General features: G+C 55.4%; 10 protein-coding genes. 1 reads left to right on the top strand and 9 read right to left on the bottom strand.

Annotation, left to right across the window (positions count from 1 at the left end; all coding sequences use genetic code 11):
* Nucleotides 1-227: 227 nt before the first annotated feature.
* From eno to rlmD, 5 genes are all read right to left on the bottom strand, one after another.
* Nucleotides 228-1,523 (bottom strand): phosphopyruvate hydratase, encoded by a 1,296-nt coding sequence (eno, locus tag GC087_RS05505; RefSeq protein WP_006120761.1) that lies wholly within the window; start codon nt 1,521-1,523, stop codon nt 228-230.
* A gap of 76 nt (nt 1,524-1,599) precedes the next feature.
* Complete coding sequence (gene pyrG / locus GC087_RS05500; protein ID WP_006120762.1) at nt 1,600-3,237, bottom strand: glutamine hydrolyzing CTP synthase; 1,638 nt, start codon at nt 3,235-3,237, stop codon at nt 1,600-1,602.
* A 229-nt stretch (nt 3,238-3,466) separates the two neighbouring features.
* Nucleotides 3,467-4,255, bottom strand: a complete 789-nt coding sequence (mazG, locus tag GC087_RS05495; protein ID WP_033739678.1) for a nucleoside triphosphate pyrophosphohydrolase — start codon at nt 4,253-4,255, stop codon at nt 3,467-3,469.
* An 89-nt stretch (nt 4,256-4,344) separates the two neighbouring features.
* Nucleotides 4,345-6,576, bottom strand: coding sequence for a GTP diphosphokinase (gene relA / locus GC087_RS05490; protein WP_006120764.1), 2,232 nt, complete (start codon nt 6,574-6,576; stop codon nt 4,345-4,347).
* Nucleotides 6,577-6,608: 32 nt separating this feature from the next.
* Nucleotides 6,609-7,928 carry a 23S rRNA (uracil(1939)-C(5))-methyltransferase RlmD gene (gene rlmD, locus GC087_RS05485; RefSeq protein WP_205955625.1) on the bottom strand — a complete coding sequence of 440 codons (1,320 nt, stop codon included), beginning with the start codon at nt 7,926-7,928 and terminating at the stop codon, nt 6,609-6,611.
* A gap of 87 nt (nt 7,929-8,015) precedes the next feature.
* Between rlmD and barA the strand changes: the two genes are divergently transcribed.
* Nucleotides 8,016-10,745, top strand: coding sequence for a two-component sensor histidine kinase BarA (gene barA / locus GC087_RS05480; protein ID WP_324029879.1), 2,730 nt, complete (start codon nt 8,016-8,018; stop codon nt 10,743-10,745).
* A 52-nt stretch (nt 10,746-10,797) separates the two neighbouring features.
* Here barA and GC087_RS05475 read toward each other — a convergent pair whose 3' ends face one another.
* The 4 genes from GC087_RS05475 to gudD all read right to left on the bottom strand — a co-directional run bounded on the left by GC087_RS05475 (nt 10,798) and on the right by gudD (nt 15,059).
* Nucleotides 10,798-11,934 carry a glycerate kinase gene (locus GC087_RS05475; RefSeq protein ID WP_324029877.1) on the bottom strand — a complete coding sequence of 379 codons (1,137 nt, stop codon included), beginning with the start codon at nt 11,932-11,934 and terminating at the stop codon, nt 10,798-10,800.
* Nucleotides 11,935-12,007: 73 nt separating this feature from the next.
* Nucleotides 12,008-12,892, bottom strand: a complete 885-nt coding sequence (gene garR / locus GC087_RS05470; RefSeq protein WP_324029876.1) for a 2-hydroxy-3-oxopropionate reductase — start codon at nt 12,890-12,892, stop codon at nt 12,008-12,010.
* Between the two features lie 18 nt (nt 12,893-12,910).
* Nucleotides 12,911-13,681, bottom strand: a complete 771-nt coding sequence (gene garL / locus GC087_RS05465) for a 2-dehydro-3-deoxyglucarate aldolase (RefSeq protein ID WP_324029874.1) — start codon at nt 13,679-13,681, stop codon at nt 12,911-12,913.
* A 46-nt stretch (nt 13,682-13,727) separates the two neighbouring features.
* Nucleotides 13,728-15,059 carry a glucarate dehydratase gene (gene gudD, locus GC087_RS05460; protein WP_110268345.1) on the bottom strand — a complete coding sequence of 444 codons (1,332 nt, stop codon included), beginning with the start codon at nt 15,057-15,059 and terminating at the stop codon, nt 13,728-13,730.
* Nucleotides 15,060-15,062: the final 3 nt, after the last annotated feature.

Here is a 15,062-nt window from a genome sequence, read left to right as displayed (position 1 = left end):
TCTCCTTCAGCCAGTTAATCTTTGCCTGAAAGCGGTGATTCATGCGCCTCAGGCGAGCAACAGGATGCGTCAGATTCATGTATACAGCGTCAGTGTCGGTGGGTTGTGTTAAGCACAGATGTAAACAGCATAGACGTCGCAGAAAAAGGTGAGGAAGCCTGACGGCAAAGGCATAAAAAAACCCGCCACGTGGGCGGGTTTTCATCAGAAGTCAGAAGTCAGTAAACTTACTGGCCTTTTACTTCTTTCAGGCCGTTGAAGGGCGCTTTTGAACCCAGCGCTTCTTCGATACGGATCAGCTGGTTGTACTTCGCAACACGGTCAGAACGGCTCATTGAACCGGTTTTGATCTGGCCTGCAGCAGTACCGACCGCCAGGTCAGCGATGGTCGCATCTTCGGTTTCACCTGAACGGTGAGAGATCACAGCGGTGTAGCCTGCGTCTTTCGCCATTTTAATCGCAGCCAGGGTTTCGGTCAGTGAACCGATCTGGTTGAATTTGATCAGGATGGAGTTCGCGATGCCTTTCTCGATACCTTCTTTCAGGATCTTCGTGTTGGTAACGAACAGGTCGTCACCTACCAGCTGGATTTTGTCGCCCAGCACTTTGGTCTGGTAGGCGAAGCCATCCCAGTCAGATTCGTCCAGGCCATCTTCGATAGAAACGATCGGATACTGCTTCGTCAGATCTTCCAGGAAGTGGGTGAACTCTTCAGAGGTGAAGGCCTTACCGCCTTCACCGGCCAGCACGTATTTGCCATCTTTGTAGAATTCAGATGCCGCACAGTCCATTGCCAGGGTGATATCTTTACCCAGCTCATAGCCTGCTGCTTTTACCGCTTCCGCGATAACCGCCAGCGCTTCGGCGTTAGAACCCAGGTTTGGCGCATAGCCACCTTCGTCACCTACCGCTGTGCTCATACCTTTGCTTTTCAGCACTTTCGCCAGGTTGTGGAACACTTCTGAACCCATGCGGATCGCTTCTTTCACGCTTGATGCGCCGACAGGCTGAATCATGAATTCCTGAATGTCGACGTTGTTGTCCGCGTGCTCACCACCGTTGATGATGTTCATCATAGGCAGTGGCATAGAATATTTGCCTGGGGTGCCGTTCAGTTCAGCGATGTGCTCATACAGCGCCTGACCTTTAGAGGCTGCCGCCGCTTTTGCCGCAGCCAGTGAAACAGCCAGAATGGCGTTAGCACCGAAGTTAGATTTGTTCTCAGTACCGTCCAGGTCGATCATGATTTTATCGATGTTCGCCTGATCTTTCGCGTCTTTGCCTTTTACCGCTTCAGCAATCGGACCGTTAACCGCAGCAACCGCTTTAGTTACGCCTTTGCCCAGGAAGCGAGATTTGTCACCGTCACGCAGTTCCAGTGCTTCACGAGAACCGGTAGAGGCACCTGATGGTGCTGCAGCCAGGCCTACGAAGCCGCCTTCCAGGTGCACTTCAGCTTCAACAGTTGGGTTGCCACGTGAGTCGATAATTTCGCGACCGATGACTTTTACGATTTTGGCCATTACGATTTTCCTCAGTACAAGTTAGTCAATCCTAAGACAAACAACGCGCGAAAAGTTCGCGCGTTGTTCGTTAAACTTATTTCGCTAAACGCTTCTGATGCTCATGTGCTGCCTTCACAAACCCGGCAAACAACGGATGACCATCGCGTGGCGTCGATGTGAACTCAGGGTGGAACTGGCAAGCAATAAACCATGGATGGTTCGGGATCTCAATGATCTCAACCAACTGATCGTCGCCAGAACGTCCTGCCACGCGTAAACCCGCTGCTTCAATTTGCTTCAGCAGCATATTATTCACTTCGTAGCGGTGACGATGGCGCTCAACAATCGTGTCAGAACCGTACAGCTGGCGAACCTTGCTTTCCGGGGTCAACTGGCACTGCTGGCTGCCAAGACGCATGGTACCGCCCAGATCGCTCTGCTCAGAACGGACTTCAACGTTACCTTCTTCGTCACGCCATTCGGTGATCAAGGCGACCACCGGGTACTTACAGTCTGGCACAAATTCTGTGGAGTTTGCGCCTTCCATACCGGCAACATTGCGCGCGAACTCCATCAGGGCAACCTGCATGCCAAGACAGATGCCAAGATAAGGCACGTTGTTTTCGCGGGCATATTTCGCCGTCATCAGCTTGCCTTCGACACCGCGGTAACCAAACCCACCCGGAATCAGAATGGCATCTAAATCTTTCAGCAACTCGACACCGCGGGTTTCTACGTCCTGGGAGTCGATCAGCTTGATGTTGACGGTAACGCGATTCTTCAGCCCGCCGTGCTTCAGGGCTTCAATAACAGATTTATACGCATCCGGCAGTTCGACATATTTGCCCACCATACCAATGGTGACTTCGCCGCCCGGGTTCGCTTCTTCATAAATCACCTGCTCCCACTCGGCCAGATTGGCTTCCGGAGCATTCAGATTGAAACGCTTACAGATATAGTCATCCAGACCCTGCGATTTCAGCATGCCTGGAATTTTGTAGATGGAATCGACGTCTTTGAGCGAAATAACGGCTTTTTCTGGCACGTTACAGAACAGGGCAATTTTGCCACGCTCGTTGGCCGGCACAGCCCGATCGGAACGGCAGATCAGGACGTCTGGCTGAATACCGATAGAGAGCAGTTCCTTTACAGAGTGCTGCGTCGGCTTGGTTTTGACCTCGCCCGCTGCCGCCATGTAAGGCACCAGCGTCAGGTGCATGTACATCGTGTGTTCGCGGCCCACGTCGACGGCCATCTGACGAATCGCTTCCAGGAACGGCAGGGATTCGATATCACCGACCGTACCGCCGATTTCGACCAGCACGACGTCGTGACCTTCGCCACCTTCGATGATGCGCTCTTTAATCGCATTAGTAATATGCGGAATGACCTGAATCGTGGCACCCAGATAGTCGCCACGGCGCTCTTTGCGCAGGACTTCCGAGTAGATACGGCCAGTGGTGAAGTTGTTGCGGCGCGACATTTTCGTGCGGATGAAGCGCTCATAGTGACCCAAATCCAGATCGGTTTCGGCCCCATCATCAGTGACGAATACTTCACCGTGCTGTGTCGGGCTCATGGTACCCGGATCGACGTTAATGTACGGATCCAGTTTCATGATGGTCACGTTCAGACCACGCGCTTCGAGAATGGCTGCGAGGGAGGCTGCGGCAATGCCTTTACCCAGAGAGGAAACGACCCCGCCGGTCACAAAAATATAATTCGTTGTCATGCTGAACCTGAGAGTTTAGGTTTAAAGACGGTGGAATAACCAGGACGGGAAAACAGTATACTGGAAACCGCCATCAGCCACAATTGATGAATCACATCCCTCTCCTCACGCATTGCTGCGCGTACCTTAGCGGATAGCGGTTAACAAAATGTTGACGTACATCACAAAGTTGACGCGAAGCTGAATCGAGTAAGCCCAAGCGCGCACTTTATGCGCAGCGCTGGAATAATCAGCGTTTTTCGTCGGCTTTTACCTGCTGCCAGGCCGCTTCCATTTGTTCCAGCGTGGCGCCAGGCATAGACAGCCCCTGTGCAGTAATGATTGCTTCCACCGCACGGAAACGGCGTTCAAACTTATCGTTGGCCTTCTGTAGCGCGATTTCGGCTTTGCTGCCTAAGTGACGCGAGAGGTTAACCGTCGCAAACAGTAAATCGCCGATCTCTTCTTCCAGCTTTTGCGGGTCGACGACGCTTTGCTGCGCCTCGTGCATCACCTCATCGATCTCTTCATGCACCTTGTCGACCACCGGGCCCAGCGTGGTCCAGTCAAAGCCCACATTGTGGCAACGCTTTTGAATTTTATGGGCGCGCATCAGCGCAGGCAGCGCTTTTGGAATATCGTCCAGTGCCGAATGCTGGGCTTTCTCTGCCCGTTCCGCGCTTTTTATCGCCTCCCAGTTTTTCAACACCTCAGCGCTGTTCCCGGCGGTGCCTTCCGCAAAAATATGCGGATGGCGACGTTCCAGCTTGTCACTGATGGCATGGCAGATATCATCAAAATTAAAGCGCCCCTGCTCCTGTGCCATCTGGGCATAAAACACCACCTGAAACAGCAAATCGCCCAGCTCACCCCGCAGATCGTCGAAGTCTTCGCGCTGGATCGCATCCAGTACTTCGTAGGTTTCTTCCAGGGTATAAGGCGCGATGGTGGCAAAGGTCTGCTCGCGATCCCACGGGCAGCCCTGTTGCGGATCGCGCAGGGTTTTCATAATGCCCAGCAGGCGATCAATTGACGTCATAGGGTAATCCTTCCGGTGTTCCGTTGGCATAAACGCGGTGATAAAAGCAGCCAGGCGCACGTCGGTCAAAACGTGCGCCTGATGACAGGTTAGTGCAGGCGGCGGGCATCGATGATGTCAGGTACCTGATTGAGGCGAGACAGCACGCGCCCCAGGACCTGGTGATTGTAAATCTCGATGTCCATATCAATGGTGGCGAGCTGTTTTTTGGTATCGCTGCGGCTCGATACGCCGAGCACGTTGACCTTTTCGTTGGCGAGAATCGTGGTGATATCGCGCAACAGCCCGCTGCGATCGTTAGCCGTGACGCGCACCACCAGCGAATAGCCGCTGGAGTAGCTTTCGCCCCATACGGCATCGACGATGCGCTCTGGCGCGTTGGAGATCAGCTCCGACAGCTGATCGCAGTCGGCACGGTGAATGGAAATACCGCGTCCGTGGGTGATAAAGCCGACGATATCGTCGCCCGGGATAGGCTGACAGCAGCGTGCGATATGGTGCATGAGGTTGCCCACCCCTTCCACCACGACGCGACCACTTTCCTTGCGGGCAGACGGCGCGTGCGATTTTTGCGTCAGCTGACGCAGGGCTTCACGGTCCTGTTCTTCCGCCGTCGGCTTATTAAGTTTGGCCTGCAGGAAATTCACCATCTGGTGCAGACGAATATCCCCGCCGCCAATGGCGGCCAGTAACTCGTCCAGCGAAGTGACATTATAGCGCGGCAGCAGCAGCTTCTCGGCTTCGCGCAGGCTGATATCCATCTGGTTCAGCTCGTTGTCCAGAATCTGGCGACCGGCGAGAATGTTTTTATCGCGATCCTGCTTACGGAACCAGTTGTGAATTTTGGCGCGGCCACGGCTGGTGGTGATGAATCCTAAATTCGGGTTCAGCCAGTCGCGGCTTGGATTCGGCTGTTTTTGTGTGATAACTTCAACCTGGTCGCCCATCTGCAACTGATAGGTAAAGGGCACGATGCGCCCACCGATTTTGGCACCGATGCAGCGATGGCCGATATCGCTGTGGATATGGTAAGCAAAGTCCAGCGGCGTAGAACCGGCGGGCAAATCGACCACATCGCCTTTCGGGGTAAAGACGTAGACGCGGTCATCAAACACCTGACTGCGGACCTCTTCAAGCAGCTCGCCGGAATCGGCCATCTCTTCCTGCCAGGAGATCAGCTTACGTAACCAGGCAATGCGTTCTTCATGGCCTGCCGCCCCACGGGCATGGCTGGACGACGGACCTTCTTTGTATTTCCAGTGTGCCGCGACGCCGAGTTCCGCGTCCTCATGCATCTGACGCGTACGAATCTGGATCTCAACGGTTTTACCCTGCGGTCCCAGCACCACCGTATGAATGGACTGATAGCCGTTAGGCTTCGGGTTAGCGACGTAATCGTCGAATTCACTGGGCAGATGGCGGTACAGCGTATGTACCGTACCCAGCGCGCCATAGCAGTCCTGTAAACGCTCAGCCACAATACGCACCGCGCGCACGTCGAACAGCTCATCAAAGGCGAGCGATTTTTTCTGCATCTTGCGCCAGATGCTGTAGATATGTTTGGGACGGCCGTACACTTCGGCACGGACGCCCTCTTTCGCCATCTCTTTACGCAGGTTAACGACAAAGTTATCAATATATTGCTCACGATCGATACGACGTTCGTGCAACAGTTTCGCAATGCGCTTGTATTCTTCGGGATGCAGATAGCGGAAACAGTAATCTTCCAGCTCCCATTTCAGCTGGCCGATGCCCAGCCGGTTGGCCAGCGGCGCGTAAATATTGGTGCTTTCTTTGGCGGCCAGAACGCGTTCGTCTTCCGGTGCATCCTTCACCTCGCGCAGGTTCATAATGCGCTCTGCCAGCTTAAGCACCACGCAGCGGAAATCTTCCACCATCGCCAGCAGCATGCGGCGCACGTTATCCACCTGCTCTGAGGCCATTGAATCGTTATGAATGGCTTTCAGCTGGCGAATCGCATCCATATCGCGCACGCCATGTACCAGCGAAACGATGCCTTTGCCCACGGTTTTTTCCAGCTCTTCTTCGCTGACCACTTCGTCATTGGCGAGCGGGAAAATCAGTGCCGCGCACAGGCTTTCAATGTCCATGCTGAGCATTGAGAGGATTTCCACCATCTCAATACCGCGCCACAGCAGCAGCGACTGGTCGGGATGGCCTTGCGTCTGCGCCTCACAATAGCGCCAGGTTTCAGCAAGACGTTCACATGATTGCGGGTTAGCCACGCCAAGACTGGCGATCCACTGGTCGAGGGCAAATTCCCCTTCCGTATTTAAATGTGCACTTCTGACCGCAACCATATCCTCTCCTGCACAGCGCCCCTGCCGGACACTTATGTTTTTTTTCTGAACAGCACCATGGATTCGAGATGACGGGTATGCGGAAACATATCCAGCATCGCGACCCTTTCCAATTGGTAGCCCGCCGACAACAGTGTTTCGCTGTCACGCGCGAGTGTTACAGGATTACACGACACATAGACCACACGCTGTGGTGATAGTTTGACGACATGGGACATGACACCCGCCGCCCCGGCCCGCGCCGGATCGAGTAACACCTTGTTAAAGCCTTGCGTCGCCCAGGGCTGACGCGAAACATCGTCTTCCAGATTGTGCTGAAAAAATCTGACGTTTTTAAGATCATTGACCTCAGCATTATACTCCGCCTGCTGGACTAATGCTGCAACGCCCTCCACACCTACGGCATTTTGTACCGTTTTTCCTACAGGGAGCGTAAAGTTTCCCATGCCGCAAAACAGGTCCAGCACACGATCGTCAGGCTGTAAATCCAGCCACGCGATTGCCCTGGCGACCATCTGCTGATTCACCGTATCGTTAACCTGAATAAAATCCTGTGGACTGAAGGTTAGCGTAAGCTGGTGTGAATGATAAAACGGGCGTTGTTCGCTGATTGCGCGCAGTGCCTCGCCGCCATCATCCAAAAACAGCATGAGCTGATGCTGATGCGAAAACCGTTCCAGTTTTGCCATATCGTCAGCAGTTAATGCATCCAGATGACGCAATAACATCACCGGCCCGTTATCAGCCAGCACCAGTTCGACATGGCCTAAACGGTTGACAGCATTAAGCGTAGTGAGACAATTGCGCAGCGGAATAATCAGCGCCTCAAGTTGGGGCGCCAAAACGGGGCACTGCTGGATATCGACCAGATCGTTGGTGGCTTCCTGGCGAAAGCCCATCTGAAGCTGCTGTGTTTTGCTGTGCCACTGCAGGCCAAGGCGGGCACGGCGGCGATAGCCCCAGGCAGGACCGGCGATGATCTCATCCACCGTGATCGGCTGCTTTGCTGCCTGAGTAAGCATTCGTGCCAGCGCACGCGCTTTACTCTGCTGCTGTAGCGGCTCATCAACATGTTGCTGTTGGCAGCCGCCACAGCGGCTAAAATGCGGACAGCGAGGTTCAACCCGTGACGGGCTGTGGTTCAACAGACGCTCTGTTTTGGCGCGAGCATACTGGCGCTTCTCCTCCAGCAGGGTGACTTCCGCCTGTTCGCCGGGCAGCGCACCCGCGACAAACAGGGTTTTTCCTTTGTGCCGGGCCACGCCCTGACCGAAAGGATCCAGGTCTTCGATAGTAACGGTCAGCCTTTTTCGGGTCGTCACGCGCTGTTTTGCGGAATAAAATTGCGCCATAGTGTAGTTCTTTCTCTTTAAATTCGATGTGCATCCATTTCAGCGACGTGCACAGGGACGTTCAGGCCGAAACAGCAGGCGACTATTATGACTAAATACAGCCTGCGGGCGCGAATGATGATTTTAATCCTGGCGCCTACGCTAATGGTAGGCTTGCTGCTCAGCTCATTTTTTGTGGTGCATCGCTACAATGAATTACAGCGCCAGGTGATTGAGGCGGGGGCGAATATCATTGAACCGCTGGCGGTCTCCACAGAATACAGCATGACCTGGCACAATCGTGATGCGCTGCGTGAACTGGTGAGTTTACTCCATCGCCGCCATTCCGGCATTGTACGGGCCATTTCTGTTTTTGATGATAATAACCAGCTCTACGTCACCTCCAACACCAACCAAAACCTCAGCCTGAAGACAAAGCAGGCGATCCAGGCGCTGCCCGAGGATGTTTCCCTGGAGGGCAGCGGCAACCTGTTGATCCTGCGCAAACCCATCACCTCCGAGCGTTACGCCGTGGATGAATTGCCCGGACAGGATGCCAAGCCCGCCGGGAATCCGCTGGGCTACGTGGCGATAGAGCTGGATTTGCAGTCCGTGCGTTTACAGCAATACCGGGAAGTCTTTATTGCCACCCTGATGCTGCTGTTCTGCCTGTGTATTGCCATGTTGTTTGCCTATCGCCTGATGCGGGACGTTACCGGCCCCATTCGCAATATGGTCAGCACCGTTGACCGGATTCGTCGTGGGCAACTGGACAGCCGGGTGGAAGGCCACATGCTGGGCGAGCTGAGCATCCTGAAGAATGGGATCAATGCTATGGCGATGTCGCTTACCGCCTACCACGAAGAGATGCAGCACAACATCGATCAGGCGACCTGGGACCTGCGGGAAACGCTGGAGCAGCTCGAAATTCAGAATGTTGAGCTGGATCTGGCCAAAAAACGTGCCCAGGAAGCTGCCCGCATCAAATCCGAATTCCTGGCGAACATGTCCCATGAACTGCGCACGCCGCTGAATGGCGTGCTGGGCTTTACCCGTCAGATGCTGAAAACGCCGCTGCGCACCACCCAGCGTGACTATATGCTGACGATTGAACGTTCGGCCAATAACCTGCTGTCGATCATCAATGACGTACTGGATTTCTCGAAGCTGGAAGCCGGAAAGCTGATGCTGGAATCCATTCCTTTCCCGCTTCGCGCCACGCTGGATGAAACGCTGGTTTTGCTGGCCCCATCGGCCCACGAAAAGAAGCTGGAGTTGACGGTGGTATGCGATAACAACGTCCCCGACAACGTGATCGGTGACGCGCTTCGCCTGCAGCAAATCCTGATTAACCTGATGGGCAATGCGATTAAGTTCACTGAAAAAGGCACCATCAATTTACGGGTTGAGCAACATACCCTTACGGCAACCCAGGTTGAGCTGGAGATTCAGGTGCGTGATACGGGGATAGGCATTTCCGAAGAACAGCAGGCGCAGCTGTTTGAGGCCTTTCGCCAGGCGGATGCCAGCATTTCCCGTCGCCACGGCGGATCGGGGCTGGGACTGGTGATCACCCAGAAACTGGTGCGGGAAATGAACGGGGAGATCACCTTCGTCAGCCGCCAGAATCACGGTTCCACCTTTTGGGTGCGCGTGAAACTTGATCTCAATCCGAATGCACCGAGTATGCCGCGCGTCCTTGACGCACTATCGAACACCCGTATGGCCTATGTGGAAGCGAATCCCGATGTTGCCAGCGCAGTCGTCGAGATTTTAGGCGCGACGCCGTTACAGGTAGAGCACAGCTTAACGCTGGAAGGCCTGAGTCAGCCGCGTTATCCCCTGTTGCTGATGGCGATGCCTGTCGATGCCAGCCAGTCGCAGGTGCTGGAAAGCCGGTTTATCAATTCGCTGCTGGAACGCGCCGATCAGGTCATCATGGCGCTGCCAAGCCCAATGATGTTACTGGCCGATGAGCTAAAAGTACGTGGCATTGACGGCTGTATTGCCAAACCTGTCTCACAAACACGTTTACTGCCCATGCTGCTGGAGCTGCATGCCCGCCACAGTAACGATACCTCTTCCTCGCCGCGTCTGCCGTTAACCGTCATGGCGGTGGATGATAATCCTGCGAATCTCAAGCTGATCGGCGCACTGCTGGAAGAACAGGTTGAGCACAGCATCCTGTGCAATAACGCCGAGCAGGCCATCCACGTCGCCCACCGGCAAGCACTGGACGTGATTTTAATGGATATCCAGATGCCCGACATCGATGGCATTCGCGCCAGTGAAATTATCCGCACGCTGCCAAACCATGCCAACACGCCGATCGTCGCTGTAACCGCGCACGCGATCGATGGTGAACGTGAGCACCTGATCCGGGCCGGCATGAACGACTATCTTGCTAAGCCTATTGATGAAAATAAGCTCAGTCAGGTGTTGACGCGTTATATGCCCAGCCCGGCCAGCGCTGTGCCCGAGGTTCCCCAGATCCTGCCCACGCTGGACTGGAAACTGGCGTTGCGTCAGGCGGCCAACAAACCTGATTTAGCGCGGGATTTATTGCGAATGCTGCTGGAATTTTTGCCGGAAGTGCACGCTAAGATCGTACAGTACATGGCTGAAAACGATGCGGTTGCCTTGCGGGAAATTATCCATAAACTTCACGGCAGCGCCAGTTACAGCGGCGTACCGCGGATGAAGCAACTCTGTCGTAAACTGGAAAAAGAACTGCATCAGGCCAGTGATATTGAGGCGCTGGAGCCGGAGTTGCTGGAGCTGCAGGATGAGATGGAAAATGTGGCCAGACAGGCGCGCCGCGTGCTCGCTATGCCGTGAAAAGCCGGTCAGTCAGCAGGCCCCTGAACGCCAGGGGCCGACAAATTAGCGTTTAAAAACCCCCGATTTTCAGGGTGGCCGCCACATTGCGTGCAGTAAGCCGCACATTGTTGCGTGCGCCATCCAGCGCTTCATCCAGCGAACAGATACGGTATAGCACGCTGAATACCGCATCAATGCCATGTTGATGAACGACGCCGACATCGTCCGTCAGGCTACCGGCAATGCCAATCACCGGAAGACCAAACCGCTTTGCAACTTTCGCGACGCCAATCGGCACTTTGCCATTGATACTCTGACTGTCTATGCGCCCTTCGCCCGTAATCACCAGTTGGGCGTCCTGCAACTGCGCCGCCAGCCCCAGCGCTTCTGTAACGATTTCGATGCCGGGGCGCAGGGCCGCCTGGCAAAATGCATACAGCGCGGCCCCCATTCCCCCTGCGGCACCGCCACCGCTGACCTGCAGGACATCCATGCCCAGATCGCGCTGAATCATCGCAGCATAGTGCGTCAGCGCCTTATCGAGCAGTGCCACCCGTTCAGGTGTTGCGCCCTTTTGCGGGCCAAAGACCGCCGACGCACCGTCATCGCCTGTCAGCGTATTGGTCACATCACAGGCCACTTCGAAAAGGCACGCCCGGATACGGCTGTCCAGGCGGGAAATATCAATGCGGGCCAGATGCGGCAGCGCGCCGCCGCCTGGGCCAATCTCTTCACCTTGCTTATCCAGCAAACGTGCACCCAGCGCCTGCATCATTCCTGCGCCGCCGTCATTGGTGGCGCTGCCACCAATGCCAATAATGATGTGCTTTACCCCTTTATCCAGCGCGTTTTTGATCAGTTCACCTGTGCCAAACGAAGTGGTAATCAATGGGTCGCGCCGCGCCGCCGGGACCAGCTCCAGGCCACTGGCGGCGGCCATCTCGATATAGGCGGTCTCGTCGTTGCCCGACACCCCATAGAACGCCTCCACAGGTTCCCCCAGTGGACCGGTCACCTGTAACCTGATCTTTTTTCCCTGGGTTGCAGCGACCATCGCTTCAACCGTGCCTTCACCGCCATCAGCGACCGGTATTTTCACATAATGCGCATCGGGGAAAATCTCGCGAAATCCCGCTTCGATTGCCGACGCCACATCCAGGGCAGAGAGACTTTCTTTATATGAATCCGGTGCGATGACGATTTTCATAAGCAATCCAGGCGGTATGGTTTGACGGTAAGGGAAGGACATTCGCCCGGCATCCGCAGATACCGGGCAACCCTTAGCGCGAAATTTCGACGTTTGCTAACTTTTCATAATAGCAGGCCAGCGCGCTGTGGTCGGCGGTACCCTGTCCGTCGTTACGCAGTGCCTGCATCATCTCCATCACCGCCGCTGTCAATGGAAGAGGAGCACCAATGTCATGTGAGGTATCCAGTGCGTTAGCCAGATCTTTAATATGTAAATCGATACGGAAGCCGGGTTTAAAATTGCGGTCCATCACCATCGGCGCTTTCGCATCCAGCACGGTGCTTCCTGCCAGACCGCCACGTATAGCCTGATAGACCAGCTCCGGATTGACACCGGCTTTGGTCGCCAGTGTCAGCGCTTCTGACATCGCGGCAATATTCAGCGCCACAATCACCTGATTAGCCAGCTTGGTCACGTTACCGGCACCGATATCGCCGGTATGCACGACCGAGCCCGCCATGGCTTTCATGATGTCGTAACACTGGTCAAACACGGCTTTATCGCCGCCCACCATCACCGACAACGTGCCTTCGATGGCTTTGGGCTCGCCGCCGCTGACCGGCGCATCCAGCATACGGATCTGTTTTGCCGCCAGCGCATCATGAATTTCCCGGCTTGCCAGTGGGGCGATTGAGCTCATGTCGATGACAATCAGACCGGGTTTTGCCCCATTGATAATGCCATTTTCACCCAGACAAACCTCTTTGACCTGCGGCGAGTTCGGCACCATGGTGATGACCACATCGCACTGCCCGGCAATCTCTTTCGCGTTGCTGGCCGTTGTCGCACCCAGCGCGACCAGTTCGGCCTCGTTTTCGGCATGATGATCCCGCACGACCAGTGAATAACCCGCCTTCAGCAGGTTCTTACTCATAGGTTTGCCCATAATCCCAAGGCCAATAAAGCCAATTTTCATTGCGTCTCTCCTGGATGATTACGTTTTAAATTTGTCACACAACGCCTGCGTGGCACTACGGAAAACACCGAGATCGCTACCCACAGCAACAAAGGTCGCGCCCCACTCGAGGTAGCGGCGGGCGTCGGCCTCGACCGGCGCCAGAATCCCGCTGGGTTTGTTGGCAGCTTTTGCCCGTTCAAAGATGTGTTTGATGACGGGCAATACCGCCGGGTGCGCAGGCTGGCCGAGATAACCCAGCGCGGCGGACAGATCGCCCGGTCCGACAAAGATCCCGTCCACGCCCTCAACGGTCGCGATAGCATCGATGTTGTCCACGGCCTGCTGCGTTTCTATCTGGACTAACACCGTAATGTTGTCGTTGATAGTGCTGTTGTACGCTGGCATGGTGCCGTACATATTGCTGCGATGTGAAACGGATACGCCGCGAATCCCCGCGGGCGGATAACGCGTCGAGGCGACCGCACGTCTGGCCTCGTCTTCGTTCTCGACGAAGGGCACCAGAATGTTGTTAAAACCAATATCCAGCAGGCGTTTAATAATCACCGGCTCGTTACAGGGTGGACGCACAACCGGCGCACTATTGCTGCCTTTCAGCGCCATCAGTTGAGGCACAAAGGTGGTGATATCGTTAGGCGCGTGCTCGCCGTCCAGCACCAGCCAGTCAAATCCGGCCAGCCCCAGGACTTCGGTCGAAAGGGGATTCGCCAGGGCACACCAACTGCCAATCAGGGTTTCACCTGCCAGCAGGCGATGGCGAAATTCATTGCGCCAGGCTGTATTACTCATGGTTTTACTCCTGTGAAACGGGTTTCCTGCAGGAAGCCCAAAAACGTTAACGCACCAGGCACGGACGCTTGTGATCGAACGTCCACTGCGGAATCAGAAACTGCATGGCCTGTGCATCATCACGGGCACCCAGGCCATGCTTTTGATAAAGCGCATTAGCCTGCATCACCCGCTCCCTGTCCAGCTCAATACCCAGGCCCGGCTTCTGCGGCACTGCCACCCTGCCACCTTCAATCTGGAAAGGCGCTTTTGTGAGCCGTTGATTGCCCTCCTGCCAGATCCAGTGCGTATCAATGGCGGTGATGTTGCCCGGTGCGGCGGCCGCAACGTGCGTGAACATCGCCAGGGAAATATCGAAATGGTTGTTGGAATGGGAACCCCACGTCAGGCCAAATTCATGGCACATTTGCGCCACGCGCACGGATCCCTGCATCGTCCAGAAGTGCGGATCGGCCAGCGGGATATCGACTGACTGTAAAGACAAGGTGTGTCCCATCTGACGCCAGTCTGTAGCGATCATATTGGTGGCGGTAGGCAGGCCGGTGGCGCGCCGAAATTCGGCCATAACTTCGCGTCCGGAGTAGCCCTGCTCTGCGCCACAGGGATCCTCTGCATAGGCCAGCACACCTTTAAGCTGTTTACCCAGCGCGATGGCCTCCTCAAGCGACCAGGCCCCGTTGGGATCGATCGTGATACGCGCCTGGGGGAAACGCTTCGCCAGCGCAGCGATCGCTTCCGCCTCATCATGGCCGTTCAGCACACCGCCTTTCAGTTTAAAGTCGTTAAAGCCGTATTTTTCATAGGCTGCTTCGGCCAGCCTGACCACGGCCTCAGGCGTGAGCGCTTCCTCATGACGCAGGCGATACCAGTCACAGGTCTCGCTGTCCTGATTCTGATAAGGCAAGGTGGTTTTTCGGCGGTCGCCGACGTAAAACAGGTAACCCAGCATCTCGACGCTGTCGCGCTGCTGCCCGTCCCCTAACAGTGAGGCGACATTCACGCCCAGATGCTGTCCCAGCAGATCCAGCAGCGCGGCTTCGATGCCGGTGACGACGTGAATGGTGGTGCGCAGGTCAAACGTCTGATTACCGCGCCCACCGGCATCCCGATCGGCAAACGTCGTGCGCACCAGATTCAGGATATTTTTATATTCACCCACCGTTTTACCCACCACCTGCGCGGCAGCCTCTTCCAGCGTCTGGCGTATCTTTTCGCCGCCGGGGATTTCTCCCAGGCCCGTATTGCCGGCATTATCTTCAAGGATGACGATATTACGGGTAAAGAAAGGTGAATGGGCGCCGCTCAGGTTCAGTAACATACTGTCATAGCCGGCGACCGGAATGACCTGCATGGCGGTGATCTTCGGTGTCGTGTTCATTTG

The sequence above is a fragment of the Pantoea sp. JZ2 genome, from assembly GCF_035191405.1.
GTDB lineage: Bacteria > Pseudomonadota > Gammaproteobacteria > Enterobacterales > Enterobacteriaceae > Pantoea > Pantoea stewartii.
This window is presented reverse-complemented; position numbering and strand designations above follow the sequence as displayed.

Excerpts from the sequence above, each read along its gene's own strand:
- barA (WP_324029879.1), top strand. The coding sequence starts at position 8,016 with ATGACTAAATACAGCCTGCGGGCGCGAATGATGATTTTAATCCTGGCG.
- rlmD (WP_205955625.1), bottom strand. The coding sequence starts at position 7,928 with ATGGCGCAATTTTATTCCGCAAAACAGCGCGTGACGACCCGAAAAAGG.
- garR (WP_324029876.1), bottom strand. The coding sequence starts at position 12,892 with ATGAAAATTGGCTTTATTGGCCTTGGGATTATGGGCAAACCTATGAGT.
- gudD (WP_110268345.1), bottom strand. The coding sequence starts at position 15,059 with ATGAACACGACACCGAAGATCACCGCCATGCAGGTCATTCCGGTCGCC.
- relA (WP_006120764.1), bottom strand. The coding sequence starts at position 6,576 with ATGGTTGCGGTCAGAAGTGCACATTTAAATACGGAAGGGGAATTTGCC.
- GC087_RS05475 (WP_324029877.1), bottom strand. The coding sequence starts at position 11,934 with ATGAAAATCGTCATCGCACCGGATTCATATAAAGAAAGTCTCTCTGCC.
- pyrG (WP_006120762.1), bottom strand. The coding sequence starts at position 3,237 with ATGACAACGAATTATATTTTTGTGACCGGCGGGGTCGTTTCCTCTCTG.
- garL (WP_324029874.1), bottom strand. The coding sequence starts at position 13,681 with ATGAGTAATACAGCCTGGCGCAATGAATTTCGCCATCGCCTGCTGGCA.
- eno (WP_006120761.1), bottom strand. The coding sequence starts at position 1,523 with ATGGCCAAAATCGTAAAAGTCATCGGTCGCGAAATTATCGACTCACGT.
- mazG (WP_033739678.1), bottom strand. The coding sequence starts at position 4,255 with ATGACGTCAATTGATCGCCTGCTGGGCATTATGAAAACCCTGCGCGAT.